Origin of the sequence: Mycobacterium sp. 141 (assembly GCF_000382405.1) — a bacterium.
Classification (GTDB): Bacteria; Actinomycetota; Actinomycetes; order Mycobacteriales; family Mycobacteriaceae; genus Mycobacterium.
Genome location: NZ_KB908270.1, coordinates 57,229 through 71,071, shown reverse-complemented (window position 1 = coordinate 71,071; position 13,843 = coordinate 57,229). Strand labels below are relative to the sequence as shown.

The 13,843-nt window shown below is 65.7% G+C and carries 8 protein-coding genes and 2 pseudogenes; 5 read left to right on the top strand and 5 right to left on the bottom strand.

All coding sequences use genetic code 11. The features are described 5' to 3' along the window. Positions 1–12: 12 nt before the first annotated feature. Together H276_RS0118155 and H276_RS23265 are read left to right on the top strand one after the other, a co-directional pair. The gene (locus H276_RS0118155) at positions 13–429 is read left to right on the top strand and encodes an EVE domain-containing protein (RefSeq protein WP_019972710.1); all 417 of its coding nucleotides are present in this window, start codon (positions 13–15) and stop codon (positions 427–429) included. A gap of 22 nt (positions 430–451) precedes the next feature. Further along, positions 452–1,120: pseudogene (locus H276_RS23265) on the top strand (class I SAM-dependent methyltransferase). A 318-nt stretch (positions 1,121–1,438) separates the two neighbouring features. Here the strand turns inward: H276_RS23265 and H276_RS23260 are convergent. From H276_RS23260 to H276_RS0118120, 5 genes and pseudogenes are all read right to left on the bottom strand, one after another. Then, positions 1,439–2,712 (bottom strand): annotated as a pseudogene (locus H276_RS23260) (HNH endonuclease signature motif containing protein). Between the two features lie 461 nt (positions 2,713–3,173). Beyond that, on the bottom strand, positions 3,174–6,590 hold the full coding sequence (locus tag H276_RS0118135) for an ATP-binding protein (protein WP_019972706.1): 3,417 nt from the start codon (positions 6,588–6,590) through the stop codon (positions 3,174–3,176). After that, a complete protein-coding gene (locus tag H276_RS0118130) occupies positions 6,574–7,245 on the bottom strand; it encodes a DUF4194 domain-containing protein (protein ID WP_019972705.1) in 672 nt (223 codons plus the stop codon). The genes H276_RS0118135 and H276_RS0118130 overlap by 17 nt, the downstream gene beginning before the upstream one ends. Further along, positions 7,242–8,696 (bottom strand): DUF3375 family protein, encoded by a 1,455-nt coding sequence (locus tag H276_RS0118125; protein ID WP_019972704.1) that lies wholly within the window; start codon positions 8,694–8,696, stop codon positions 7,242–7,244. Before H276_RS0118125 ends, H276_RS0118130 begins: the two co-directional genes overlap by 4 nt. A gap of 112 nt (positions 8,697–8,808) precedes the next feature. Next, positions 8,809–11,052, bottom strand: a complete 2,244-nt coding sequence (locus H276_RS0118120; protein WP_019972703.1) for an NADP-dependent isocitrate dehydrogenase — start codon at positions 11,050–11,052, stop codon at positions 8,809–8,811. Positions 11,053–11,383: 331 nt separating this feature from the next. Between H276_RS0118120 and H276_RS0118110 the strand changes: the two genes are divergently transcribed. Genes H276_RS0118110 through H276_RS0118100 form a run of 3 tightly spaced genes read left to right on the top strand, consistent with a single transcriptional unit; the run spans position 11,384 to position 13,764 of the window. After that, on the top strand, positions 11,384–11,725 hold the full coding sequence (locus H276_RS0118110) for a helix-turn-helix transcriptional regulator (protein ID WP_019972701.1): 342 nt from the start codon (positions 11,384–11,386) through the stop codon (positions 11,723–11,725). A 3-nt stretch (positions 11,726–11,728) separates the two neighbouring features. Continuing rightward, positions 11,729–12,214 carry an SRPBCC domain-containing protein gene (locus tag H276_RS0118105; RefSeq protein ID WP_019972700.1) on the top strand — a complete coding sequence of 162 codons (486 nt, stop codon included), beginning with the start codon at positions 11,729–11,731 and terminating at the stop codon, positions 12,212–12,214. Between the two features lie 50 nt (positions 12,215–12,264). Then, positions 12,265–13,764, top strand: coding sequence for an amidase (locus H276_RS0118100; RefSeq protein ID WP_019972699.1), 1,500 nt, complete (start codon positions 12,265–12,267; stop codon positions 13,762–13,764). Positions 13,765–13,843 lie beyond the last annotated feature (79 nt).

Genomic DNA, 13,843 nt, shown 5'->3' with positions numbered 1-13,843 from the left:
TAGTGTGCCGTCATGACGTACTGGATCAACACGGTCAGCCGTGACCATGTCGCACGCGGGGTGGCCGGCGGTTTCACCCAGGCCAACCACGGCAAGCCGCACATGCTGCGCAAGATGGCGCGCGGGGACTGGATCATCTTCTATTCACCGAGGACCACATTCCCGGACGGGCCACCGCTGCAGGCGTTCACCGCACTCGGCCAGGTCAGCGACGACGTACCGTACCAAGCCGAGGTGGCCCCGGACTTTCGCCCATGGCGGCGATCGATGGATTTCCAGGCCTGTGAGGAAGCCCCGATCCGGCCGCTGATCGAGGATCTCGACTTCGTGGAAGACAAGAAGCGCTGGGGGTATCGGTTCCGGTTCGGCGTGTTCGAGATCGATCAGCATGATTTCGAGGTCATCCGTTCGGCGATGAGCCCGCCGTGATTGCGCGCCTACACTCGGACCGGTGACAACCACCCAGCGCCGCGGATTCAACGACATGGTCACCCGGTTCTGGAGCTTCGCTGCTCCCGCCTACGACCAACAGTGCGTGCAACGTTGGATCTACCGACCCGCCCAGGACGAGGTGATCGCCCAACTGCAGTAGCACGCGTCCGCTGACGGTCATTCGTACTCCTCGCCTACGCGGATCGCCGATGTCGCATGCGGCACCGGGATCCTGGCCGACCGCATCCAGCGTGAGCTGCGGCCCGACGAGGTCTATGGCATCGACATGTCCGAAGGCATGCTGGCCCAAGCCCGCAACCGCTCCGACCAGGTGCGGTGGATGTCGGCTCCCGCCGAGGAACTACCGTTCGAGGACGGATTCCTCGACGCCGTGGTGACCACGACGGCGTTCCACTTCTTCGACCAGCCCGCCGCGCTGGCCGAGTTCCACCGCGTCCTCGCCCCGGGCGGCATCGTCGCGGTGACGACTGTCAGTCCGCGCCAACCGATTCCGCTGTTGCAGGCGCTATCCGCGGCGGTGTGGAGCCCCGCGCACAACCCGTCTGAATCGGAATTGCTGGCCTTGTTCGCGGGTGCCGGGTTCACCGTCGCCGACCAGCACCGGGTGCGCAGGCCGAGCTGGACGCCCGTGTCAGACCTGATCACCGTCGGCGTCAAACCGGCCTAACGCCTGTCGCCTGATGGAAGTTCCTACGCGAGACTGGATTTCGGCACATAGCACGTAGATCGCGGAGTCGGCCGCTCGCGGTCGGCCACCAGCAGATCCTCGACGCCGGGTCCAGGTCGTACCCGAACCCGACCGTGCACATCGGGAACGGTTCGGCTTTGCCGGGGAGCGCCGCGCGCCGTCAGGTCGGGCCTTCGCCGCGTGCTTTTGGCGTGCACGGTCAGCCTCACTTGGTTCGTACCACCGAATCGACAGACCTGAGTCAGGCGCGAATTCGTTTGGTGGCCATCGTCAGCCAACCCAGCTCGGCGGCTCTAGCTACTTCGTCGACGGTGGGGGTGGTTGGGGTTGGAAGGGTGTGTACCACCACCAGTCGGCGCGCTCGCCGGTGGGCCCGCGGTAAGGCGGTACCTTTGGAGGGGTGTGGTTGGTGGCCGGGCCAGTGATCCTCCACTGAGTCGTTTTCCCGCGCTATCGGTGACGACGAGCCGGTCAGCGGGGCCGGTGACCGTGATGCCACCCTTGTGGTGCAGTCGGTGGTGGTACGGGCAGAGCAACACCAGATTGTCCAGTTCGGTGGGGCCGCCGTCCTCCCAGTGCCGCAAGTGATGGGCATGCAGCCCGCGGGTGGCGTCGCAGCCGGGTACTGCGCAGCAGCGGTCGCGATGCTCCAAGGCTCGGCGCAACCGGCGGTTGACCGTGCGGGTGGTGCGGCCCGCGCCGATCACCCGCCCGTGGCGTTGGAACCACACCTCACAGCTGGCATCACAGGACAGGAAGCGGCGTTCCTCATCGGACAACACCGGCCCGAGGTGCAGTGAGGCGACCGGTTTCGCACCGTCTCGGTCGAGGTCGACGTGCACCACCACCGTGGTGTGCTGCCCATGTGGGCGGCGCGCCACGTCAGTGTCCCAGCCGGCCTCGATCAGGCTCATCAATGCGTCTACGGTGCCGGGGAACGGCGGCGCCTGCTCCGATGCCTGGTCATCATCCTCGTGGTCACGCTTCCACTGCGCGATCAACGCGTCGTGATGCGACTGCATCGCAGCATCGACTGTCGCTGCCTCGTCGCGCGGCAGGGTGATCCGGTAGGTCGTGCAGTCGTCGTGAACCTCTTTGCGGAACGCGCGTTTGGGATCCGGTTCGGGATCTGGATCAGGGGCGGGGCGGGGTTCGAGTTTGACCGCCGTACGCAACTGGGCGACAGTGGCCACCGCCGCCAACTCCGCATAATGCGCATCGGAACCGTCGGCGGCGCGTTCGGCGATCACCCCCACCTGATCCAGTGACAAGCGGCCTTCGCGCATCCCTTCGGCGCAGAGTGGGAACTCCTCGAGGCGGCGTGCGACTGCCACCATTGTTTCGGCGTTATGTGGTGTGACACCGGTCTTCCAGGCCACCAAGGCTGTGATCGATCGGGCGCCGGTGGCGCCGCACAATTCGTCGCGCTCCAACTCGGCGACGATCTCCACCAGCCGCCCGTCGATGGCGTTGCGTTGCCCACACAGTTCGGCCACCTCATCGAACAACTCTTCGGTCCGCTGCGCAGGGCTCAGCGCGTCAGCGTCGAAAGGTGTTGCGCCCGATGGCATGCCCCCATTATTGCAGTCAGGTCCGACAAGTTCCGGGCGACGGACAGTGCGAAGACCACAGGGCTCACCGAACCGAATCCCAAGTTGGTACAAGCCACTTGGGCGGCGTCCGGCCGTAGCAGGGCGCGGTCTGGTAGCGCGACGGATCGAATGCGTCCGGGTTGGCCCACTGCACCGGATCGCGGCTGGTGGAGTTGTGCGGGTTGACCATGAAAGGGTGCCGCTCGAACAGCGGCTCGGTGGTTTCGGTGAGCGCGGAAATGCTTCCCCCGTGGGAGAAATGGTGCGGAACAGCTCCATCACGACGACATCTTTGTAGAAGTACTCGCTGCCTTCGCCGTTGGTGATCCAGTGCCAGCCGAACGTCTTCTCGCGATCCGGTGTCTTCCCCGGCAGTTGTCGTGGACGATCTTTTGCGTGACGTCGCGGTAGGCCAGCACCGCGTTGAAGCTGGCGGAATATCACACGGGTTCCGGCACCTTCAGTTCCCGCCGCAGGGCGCTGAAATCGCTGATGGTCTTGGTGGCCACGGTCGCGACGGGACGTGCGTTGCGTCCGGTCGCCTCAGTCTTGGACACCATCACCACACCGTCGATGTAGGGCTCGATGGTGGTGGCGTTCTGCACGGTCGCCACGATCACCAGCTGGAAGCCGAACTTGCGGAACGCTTCGAGCGCCTGCGCGGCGAACTGCGGGTCGGACTTCGAGAACGCCTCGTCCAGCATCAGCTGCGCGAAAACCGGTGTGTTGTCCCCGCTTTCGGGGCTGGCCAGGTTGAAGCTCAGCGCGCCGGCCAGGCAGAACGCCATCAGCTTCTCCTGCTCACCACCGGAGTTGTCACCAGCGTTGCTGTGCGTACGGATGAGCTCGTCGGTGCGAACGTCCCACTCCGCGCAGTCGAACATGAACCGGTTGCGCACGTCGAGCGCGTCGCGGGTCCAGGCGCGATCCTCAGGAGTGTTGCTGGCCAATCGATTTCGTAACCGCAGGATGTCTGCGTACTGATCGAGGATGGCCTTTTTGTCGCCGAGGCCGACCTCGGCGATGCGCCGCGAGATGGCCCTGACGATGTCGGTCAGCTCCGACACCGCCGCCAAGCTGCGCGGAGTGGCCCGCAGCGTCAACCGGGTGCCGCGGTTGAATTCGACCGCGCCCAGCCCCGTGTTCACCCGGGCGATCTGGTCGCTGATCCGCCGGGTCTCCTGCTCAGCCACGCGGTGCAGCGTCAGGATCGCATCGGGGGCCTGCTCGGTGATGAGCCGCATCATGCGTTCGTAGGCGTCGGGCAGCTCGCGTTCATCGATGTGGCGGCACACCGCGACGTAATCATGCACGCGCTCGTCGAAGTCATCCGAGTCGTTCGGAATCGCGTCGGGGAACGATGCATCGAAAGTGGCGATGATACGGGCCAGTTCGTCGTATGAACGCCTGCGGCTTTCGGTCAGCTGGTCGCGTTCGCGGCGGATCGCGCTGAACAGTGCCTCACGGTGTGGCTCGGGATTGAGCAGTTCCAGTTCCACGGGGATCTCGGCGGCATACCGGTGCAGCAGTTCGCTGATGGGCTCGGACACGGCGGCGGGCGTGAGCCGGTCCAGCAGTTCCAGCAGGCGGGTGCGACGCCCGTCCAATTCGTCGCGACGCGTCTGGATCGCCCCGCGGCGGGTCATCAGGGTCTGGATGTCGCTCCAGATCGCGTCGGCCCGCGCGCTGAGCGCCTCGATGTCCGGGTGGTCGGCCAGCAGTAGCTCGTACTGTTCGCGCAGCCGGTCGGCGTGCCCGTCGGCGGTCTCGGTGTCGATCTGGCTCCATTGCGGGAACTGCTCGTAGATGGCCTTGCAGGCCACCGCCTGATCGCGCCACTGCTGCCGTTGTGCCGCAATGGTATCCGCGGCATGGCGGGCCTGGCGGAAGGCTTCCTCGGCCTCGGTCAGCTCGGCCGTCAGTGCGTCGAGCTTGGCCGCGATGTCGCCCTGGTAGATGTACTCCGACGGTTTGATCGGGCGGCGGTCGTCCTTGATGGCCAACCGGTCGGAGTCCTTGTACAGGCCCGTGTCGGTGACGGCGCGCCGGAACCGCGCGAACACATCGGGGGTGTCGACACAGATGTGGTCACCGGCAGCGGCGATCACATCGGCTGCCTCAGGCGCGCACGGATGGGCCGGGTCGACGACAAACAGCTTGCCCGCCAGCGTTTGCGAGAAGCCGGAGGCGGATCGAGCAGATCCGGTGTTCAGCTCGGCTTGCCGCCCCGTGGCGGTGACGCGGACGTGATGCAGTGCGAGCCGCCCGCGCATGTTGGTCTCGTTGACGAACCGCAGCACCTTGGCGTAGTGCTGATCCGGCACCAGCAGGCGCAGGCCCACCGGTCGCAACACCTTCTCCACTGCCAACCGCCAGCGCGCCTCCTCGGGGCGCAGGTCCAGCAGCTCGGCGACGTAGGGCAGCTCCCCCGGGTCGATACCGACTGCGGTGCAGATGTTTTCACGCATGGCAACGGCGGACTCGGGCACCGCCGAACCGACGTGCTCGACGCGCTTGAGTTCCTTGGCGGCGTTGTCGCGCACGATGCGGGCCGACTTCTGGGCGTACTCGGCGTCGGTCGACGCGTCGCGTCCCCATTCCAGCTTGCCGAGCATCTCGGTGGCCTGCCGGGTCAGCTCCTCACGCAGATTCCAGAACTCGTCGGCCGACTCGGGAGGCTCGATTCCCTGGGCAGTCACCAGGTCCTCGTACGCCGCGCGGCGTCGCGAAACCTCCTCGGCCTGCGCCTCGGCCGCAGTCACCTGCGCCTGCAGCGGGCCGACATTGGTGCTGGCTCCGCTGATCTGCGCGTTGAGCGAATCCCCTTCAGCTTTGGCCAGATTGAGCTGGCGAGTCAGATCGGCATGCTCGTTGTCGAGCTGCGCGACGTTCGCGTCGAGGGTTTCGATCTGGGCGGGGCATTGCTTGAGCCGGACATGGTCGGTGTAGGCCCGCACCATCGGCTGGTCCACCAGATCGATGATGCCCAGATCCGAGGATTCCGATGCGTAGCGCACCTGGATGGCCTCGATATCGCCGAGGATCTTACGCTTGCGCTGCGCGACGGCCAGCAGCTCGCGGGCCTCCACCAGCGGGTCGATCTGCTTGAGCGCCTCAGGCAACCGGGCCAGGCTGTCCGGCTCGTCGAGCATGAATTCACGCACGAACTGTTCCAGTCCGCCAACGCTTTTCAGCGACTTGGCCTTGCCGAGCAGCTGCTGCGCAGCGTCTGACGCCCGAATTCCGATGGCGGCGTAGAGCTGGGCCAGGTACTGCGATTCCACCTTGGTGGTGAATCGCCAGCCGTTATATTTCCCGTCGCTTCGCTCGCCCCGGATGTCCTTGAACACGCCGGTGTCGAAACGTCCTGCGGCCCAGCGGTTGCAGACCTCCTCGATGTCGAGGTCACCGTCGCCGAGGACGTAGCGGCTCGATGAGTCCGACCGGGACTCCCCGGTCAGCCACTTGAGCACCAGGCCGGTGATCGTGCGCCCGGTGTTGCTGGTGTAACTGACCGCGACGGCCGACCAGGTGGTTCCGTCGCCGCGCAGGTACATCACCTGACTGGCCCCGCCGTCGCTGCGCTGGCCCCACGCGCCGCGCACGTACTTGTCGACGGTGCGCCGACCGGCGCTGGACCCCGCCGCGGTGTTGTCCCCCGAGGCGTTGAAATTGCGCCGGTTGAACGGCAGGAAGCCTAGTGAAATCGCGTCCAGCAGTGAGGATTTGCCACTTCCGGAGGCGCCTGCGATCAACGAACCACCAGGGCTGAACGGGATCGAGTGATACCCGTCGAACACGCCCCAGTTGATGATCTGCAGCCGGGACAGGTGGAACTGCTCAGTCGCGGATGGCATCGTCGGTACCCCCGTTCAACAGAGCTTCGAACTGCTGCTGCAGTTCGGTGATCACCGAGGCCGTCATGATGGCGCTGATGACCGGGCTGACGGTGTAGCTGTCCTCGTCGTCGCGCGTCTTGCGCAGAATGTCCAGGCCTCCCAGCCGGGCGATGGCCGCGTCGATACGCGCGGTGAACGTGACGGTATCCCGGTCGGTGTCGTTGAGCACCCCCGAGAACAGGCCGTGGACCTCGTCGCGGGTGATCAGGAAGCTCTGGTCGCCGCCGGCACGCATCATCTGTGCCAGGTGCAGCGCCAGAATCGAATCATAGGTGCCCAGCGGTTCACGTCGTAACAGCTTGACGCCCTTGGTGGATTCGTACCGGGCCTGCTCGATGAAGGCGATCCCGATGTCGTCGACGATGCGCAGCTGCAGGTCGAGTTCCGAGAGCCGGACCGCGAGGTCTGCACGGTACTCCTTGACCCAGCTGTACACGTCGGTGTCGGATTCGTTGCTGATGTAGCGCCGCGTCAACAAGTTCTGCAGGGCCCAGCAGGCGCGGTCGGGCATGGTGCTGACATCGCCGTCGAAGCGGGGCCGACGCTGCTGCGGGGATCGGCCGTTGCGGTCGACCTCTGGCAGTGACGCGAAATCGATGGGTGCGTCGGTCATGTCAGCTCCAGAATCGGTTCGGTGAACATCAGGTGCGGAACCTCCATCTCGCGGTCGCGCCCGTCCAGGGATTGGAATCTCACGGTGCTCGACGCGGTTGACGTTCCCGTGGCGCCGGCCGACCGCGGTTGCTTGAGTGCCCACGACCACAGCACGATGACGTGGCCCAGATAGGCCGAGTCCAGCATGCTCACCGCATCCGGTAGCGACACCGGGGCCTGCCGCAGCGCGGTGTTGATCATCTCCGACATGGCCGGTGCGTCGACCTGAGTGCTCAGCGCGACGAAAGTTGACAGATCCAGCTCCCCTCCGGCGATCTGTGCGGGTTTGGGCGCGGACAGATCGTTGATCCGAAAGCTCAGGGCGCCAATCGAACTGATGGTGTGACGGGCCAGTGGCACGTCAAGGTCCAGGCGCGAATCGGTCAGCGACACCTTCAGCAACGCGCGGGCGGCACCGATCGCCTCGTTGAGCTGGCGGGCCACTCCGCGGCTCTGCTCCAGCGTGCCGAACGCGGTGAATCGCTTGACCCGCTGGGCGCAGCGCTGCTGGATGCGTTCCACCTCGTCGATCTGATGCCCCACCAACTCGAAGAACCCGGCCATCACCTTGCGCAACGCCGGGTCGAGCTCGGGCAAGGTGGCCGCGACGGTGGAGATATCGGCCTCCAACTCCGCGCGCTGCTGCGGATCGTTGATCATCCGCAGGAAGGCCCGATGCGAGTCCCGCCCCGCCGAATCCCAGGCTGCCTGGTAGTCGGCGTACATCTGGCGTTGCCGGTCCCGATAGTCGGCGTTGCTGCCGATCGGATCGTCGAGCTCGGCGGTGGCCTGCTCGATCATGCTGCCGTACAAGCCGATGTCGGTGATCAGCCGTTCCATCTGCATCGCGATGGCACGCGCCTCGTCGTACATGGCAGTGACATCGGGATCCGGCCGCAGCCCGGTGTCGAGCTCGTCGAGCTCGGCGTGCAGGGCCGCGATCTCCGCCTCGATGCCGGCCCTGATCCGGTCGGGATCGTTGCCGACGCGCACTGCGACCTGCTTGAGCCGCGACGCGATCCCGTTGATCGACCCGCCGGTTGCAATGGTGTCGTTGCGGCGCACACCCCGGACGAAGTCAAGCGCCCGGCGCGCGTCTTGAGTCAGATAGCAGACATTGCGCTCGTGGCCGGTTCGGGTCTCGGTCACCCGGTGCAGCCAGCCCTGACTGGCCCAGCTCTTGATGAGGGCCAGCCCGGACTGCTCAGATTCGCCGAGTTCGGCCAGGTCACGCTCGAGGCGTACCACCAGGTCGGTCTCGGCCATCGTGCCACCGGAGAGGTGGCGCTCCATCAACGTCGCGTACACGCCGAGATTGAGGGTGGCCAACAGCCGGACCGCGCGCGAGCCCTGAACATCACGGTTGAGTTCGAGCAACTCGGCGGCCGACAGCGCCGCGTTGTCCTCCAACGTGATCTCTCCCCCATGTGTTTCGCCAGACGGTCCAAGATAGGCCACCGCACCGACATCGGGCGAAATCAGGCCGAGTCGCGCTGGTCAGGCCTGTGCGTCCGCAGACGCCCTAATTGCTCCTCGCGTCCGCAGCCAGGGCCGAGTTGAACGTCTTGCTCGGCCGCATCACCGCAGCCGTCTTCTCGCGGTCGGCGGCGTAGTAGCCACCGATGTCGACCGGCTTGCCCTGTACCCCGGCGAGCTCGGCGACGATGGCCTCCTCGTTCTGGGCCAACGCCTTGGCCAGCGACTCGAAATGCTTGGCCAGCTCCGGATCGTCGGTCTGGGCCGCAAGTTCCTCCGCCCAGTACATGGCCAGATAGAACTGGCTGCCGCGGTTGTCGAGTTCGCCGGTCCTGCGCGACGGGCTCTTGTCGTTGTCCAGCAGCTTGCCGGTCGCGGCGTCCAAGGTCTTTGCCAGGATCACGGCCCTCTTGTTGCCGGACTTGTTGCCGAGATCCTCCAGGCTCGCGCCCAGGGCCAGGAACTCGCCGAGCGAATCCCAGCGCAGATGGTTCTCCTCGACCAGTTGGTGCACATGCTTGGGCGCCGAGCCGCCCGCACCGGTCTCGTACAACCCGCCGCCGGCCATCAGCGGCACGATCGAGAGCATCTTGGCGCTGGTGCCGAGCTCCAGGATCGGGAACAGGTCGGTGAGGTAGTCGCGCAGGATGTTGCCGGTCGCCGCGATGGTGTCCTGACCCCGCATCGCCCGCTCGATGGTGTGCCGCATCGCGCGTTCCTGCGACATGATCTGGATGTCGAGGCCCTCGGTGTCATGGTCCTCGAGGTACCGGTTGACCTTCTTGCGCAATTCGGCCTCGTGCGGACGCTCCTGGTCCAGCCAGAACACCACCGGCATGCCGGACAGCCGCGCCCGGTTGACGGCCAGCTTGACCCAGTCCTGGATCGGCAGGTCCTTCACGATCGGCATGCGCCAGATGTCACCGACCTCGACGTTCTGGGTCAACAGCACCTCGCCGGTGTCGTTGTCGACGATGTTGGCGACACCGTCCGCGGGGATCTCGAACGTCTTGTCGTGGCTGCCGTACTCCTCGGCCTTCTGCGCCATCAGACCGACATTGGGCACGGTGCCCATCGTCGTCGGATCGAACTGGCCGTGCGTCTTACAGAAGTTGATCATCTCCTGGTAAATCCGGGAGAAAGTGGACTCCGGGTTGACTGCCTTGGTGTCCTTGGTGCGGCCGTCGGCGCCGTACATCTTGCCGCCGAGCCGGATCATCGCCGGCATCGAAGCGTCGACGATGACATCGCTGGGCGAGTGGAAGTTCGAGATGCCCTTGGCCGAATCCACCATGGCCAACTCGGGCCGATGCTCGTGGCAGGCGTGCAGGTCGCGGATGATCTCCTCGTGCTGCGAGGCCGGCAGCGACTCGATCTTGGCGTAGAGATCGGAGAGCCCGTTGTTGACGTTGACGCCCAGCTCGTCGAAGAGCTTCTGGTGTTTGGCGAAGGCGTCCTTGTAGAAGATCTTGACGGCGTGGCCGAACACGATCGGGTGGCTGACCTTCATCATCGTGGCCTTGACGTGCAGCGAGAACATGACGCCGGTCTTGTAAGCGTCCTGCATCTGCTCTTCGTAGAAGTCGCAGAGGGCTTTGCGGCTCATGAACATGCTGTCGATGATGTCGCCCGCGTCGAGCGTCACCTCGGGCTTCAATACGATGGTCTGGCCCTCGGTGGTGACCAGCTCCATGCGAACCTTGTGCGCCTTGTCGAGCGTCAGCGACTTCTCACCGTGGTAGAAGTCGCCGTGCTTCATGGTGGCCACGTGGGTCCGGGAGGCCTGCGACCACTCCCCCATGCTGTGCGGGTGTTTGCGGGCGTACTCCTTGACGGCCTTGGGTGCGCGACGGTCCGAGTTGCCTTCACGCAGCACCGGATTCACCGCGCTGCCGAGCACCTTCGAGTACCGCGCGCGGATGGCCTTTTCCTCGTCGGTCTTCGGGTCTCCCGGATAATCCGGTACCGCGAAACCCTTCCCCTGCAGCTCCTTGACGGCGGCCGCCAGCTGCGGCACCGAGGCGCTGATGTTGGGCAACTTGATGATGTTGGTGTCCGGGAGCTGCGTCAGGCGGCCCAGCTCGGCCAGGTTGTCCGGGACACGCTGCTCCGCGGTCAGGTGGTCACCGAACTCGGCGAGGATGCGGGCCGCGACCGAGATGTCACTGGTCTCGACGTTGATGCCGGCCGGGTCGGTGAACGCGCGGATGATCGGCAGGAAGGCGTACGTCGCGAGCAGCGGCGCCTCGTCGGTGAGCGTGTAAATGATGGTCGGCTTCTGCGAACTCATTCTCTGCGTCTCCTGGCGTCACGAAGTCACGGCGGCTATCAGTATCAGGTCGAATACGACACTACGTGCGGCTATGTGGGCCGTATACATGTGCCCAGCGATCCCGGCTACGTTCCCCGTCCCGGGCGAGCGGCACACGGTTTGCCCGATCGCCTCCTCGAAACCGACGCCATGGTCGTGAACTGGCACCGAGCACAGCCCTCATGTCGATCTCGGCGATTTCGCGAAACCCGACTTGGTGGTGTACCGCTCGGCACGCCAACCAGCGCTGGCCGACTCTTTCCTACCAGAGACTTGACAACATACAACCGTATGGTTGTATGTTGTAGGAGTGGCCGAGCACAACGAGGACCGGGCAGACGCTCTGTTCCATGCGCTGTCCGATCGCACCCGACGCGACATCATGCGCCGGGTAATGGCAAGGGAGCACTCGGTTTCCACGCTTGCGGCGAAGTACGACATGAGCTTCGCTGCGGTACAGAAGCACGTCGCCGTGCTGGAGCGGGCCGGCCTACTCACCAAGCGACGCAGCGGTCGAGAACAGCTGGCCAACGGCGACGTGGCCGCGGTGCGGTCGGTGGCGTCCATGCTCACCGAGCTGGAGCAAGTGTGGCGTGGTCGCATCGCGCGCATCGACGAATTGATCGCATCCGATACACCCCAGGAGGACTGAACCATGCCCGTGACCGACGTCCAGCACGATCTCGACAACCTGACCCTGACCATCACGGCCGAGTTCGCCGCACCGGTACAGCGCATCTGGCAGATCTACGCCGATCCGCGGCAACTGGAGAAGGTGTGGGGACCGCCGACGTATCCCGCGACGGTGGTCGACCATGACTTCACGCCCGGTGGCCGCGTGACGTACTTCATGACCGGCCCCGAGGGCGACAAGCATGCCGGGTACTGGGAAATCACGGCCGTCGACGAACCGGTGAGTTTCTCCTTCATCGACGGTTTCGCCGACCTGGACTTCACCCCGAATCCCGACATGCCGGTGTGCACGAACGTCTACACCTTCAGCGAGCACGACGGCGGAACCCGCGCGGTCTATGTGAGCACCTGCGCCTCTGCCGAGGCACTTCAGCAGCTGTTGGAGATGGGCGTCGTCGAAGGCGCCTCCGCAGCGATCGGACAGATCGACGACCTCGTCGCGTCCTGACCGGCAGCGGTACCTCACCACCCAGCGCCCACGGCGTATACGTTCGTGCGATGGACTTCGAGACCTATCGTGCACACGACGCCACGGGTCTGGCGAAACTGGTTGCAGACAAGCAGATTTCACCATCCGAGCTGCTCGCCGTCGCACAGGAGCGCGCAGCCGAGGTCAATCCGCGGATCAACGCCATCGTGCGCGACATTCCGGCGTCCCCGCCGGACGACCTGAGCGGACCGTTCGCCGGGGTCCCGTTCTTGATCAAGGACCTCGCGCAGGATTACGCGGGCATACCCACCTCGGCAGGGTCGCGGGCGTTGCAGTCGCTGCCCGCCGCCGAGCACGCCACGATCGTGCAGCGCTGGATCGACGCAGGGCTGGTCATCTTCGGGAAGACCAACACACCAGAATTCGGGGCAAAGGGCATCACCGAGCCGCTCGCATGGGGGCCAACCCGCAACCCGTGGGACCTGACCCGGACGCCGGGCGGGTCGTCGGGCGGTTCGGCGGCAGCTGTGGCGGCAGGCATCGTGCCGTGCGCCGGGGCCAATGACGGCGGCGGATCGATCCGGATCCCGGCGGGGGCCTGTGGACTCGTCGGCCTGAAACCCGGCCGCGGGCTGACGCCGTCGGGCCCCGGGTACGCCGAGTCCATGCACGGCGCGGCCGTACAAGGCGTCGTATCGCGGACGGTGCGCGACTCCGCGGCGATGCTCGACGTCATCGGCGGCGGTGAACCGTGGGGACCGTACCTACCGGCCCTGCCCGATGCGTCGTACGCGTCGTGTGTGGGTGCGGATCCCGGAAAGCTGCGGATCGGGGTGCGGGTTCCGACGGCGATCAACCCCGCCCCGCATCCCGAAGCCGCCGCGGCCGTGGCGGCCACCGTACGTGCGCTCACCGAGCTCGGCCATCACGTCGACGAACTTTCACAAGCTCCATTCGACGACGCCGCGCTGGCCCGCGACTTCCTGCTCAGCTGGTTCGTGTACACGGCATGGGACCTCGCCGAGGCCAAGCGGCTCACCGGCGCCGGCGACGAGTTGTTCGAACGGGACACGCTGATCATGGCCGCGCTCGGCCGGGCCACCGGCAGCGTCGACTACGTGGATGCCGTACAGCGCCGGCACCAGCACACGCGTCGACTCAGCACCTACTTCGAGTCGTATGACCTGTTGCTGACTCCCACCTTGGCGACGCTGCCACCGACGATCGGCGAGTTCGAATTGCCGACGGCACTGCAGCGTGTCGCAGATGTGCTGATCAGGACGCGGACGGCAAGCCTGTTGCGCCACACCAAGATCATCGACGACATGGTGGACAAGAACCTCGGGTGGGTTCCGTATACCCAACTCGCGAACATCACGGGCAGGCCGGCAATCTCGCTGCCGCTGCACTGGACCGCCGCAGGGCTGCCCCTCGGCGTCCAGTTCGTAGCACCGCTGGGCGGCGAATCGCTGCTGCTCAAGCTGGCAGCTCAGCTCGAAGAGGCAGTGCCCTGGGCTGATCGCGTCGCGCCGGTCTCGTGGTCCGCGGTCCCCTCGCGATTCTCTTAACGCAGTTGCGGGCGTTCCCGCCGGAACGCGATCGCACTGTCGTCAACACTTGCGTTAAGCTAAGATGCTCGCACGCCGC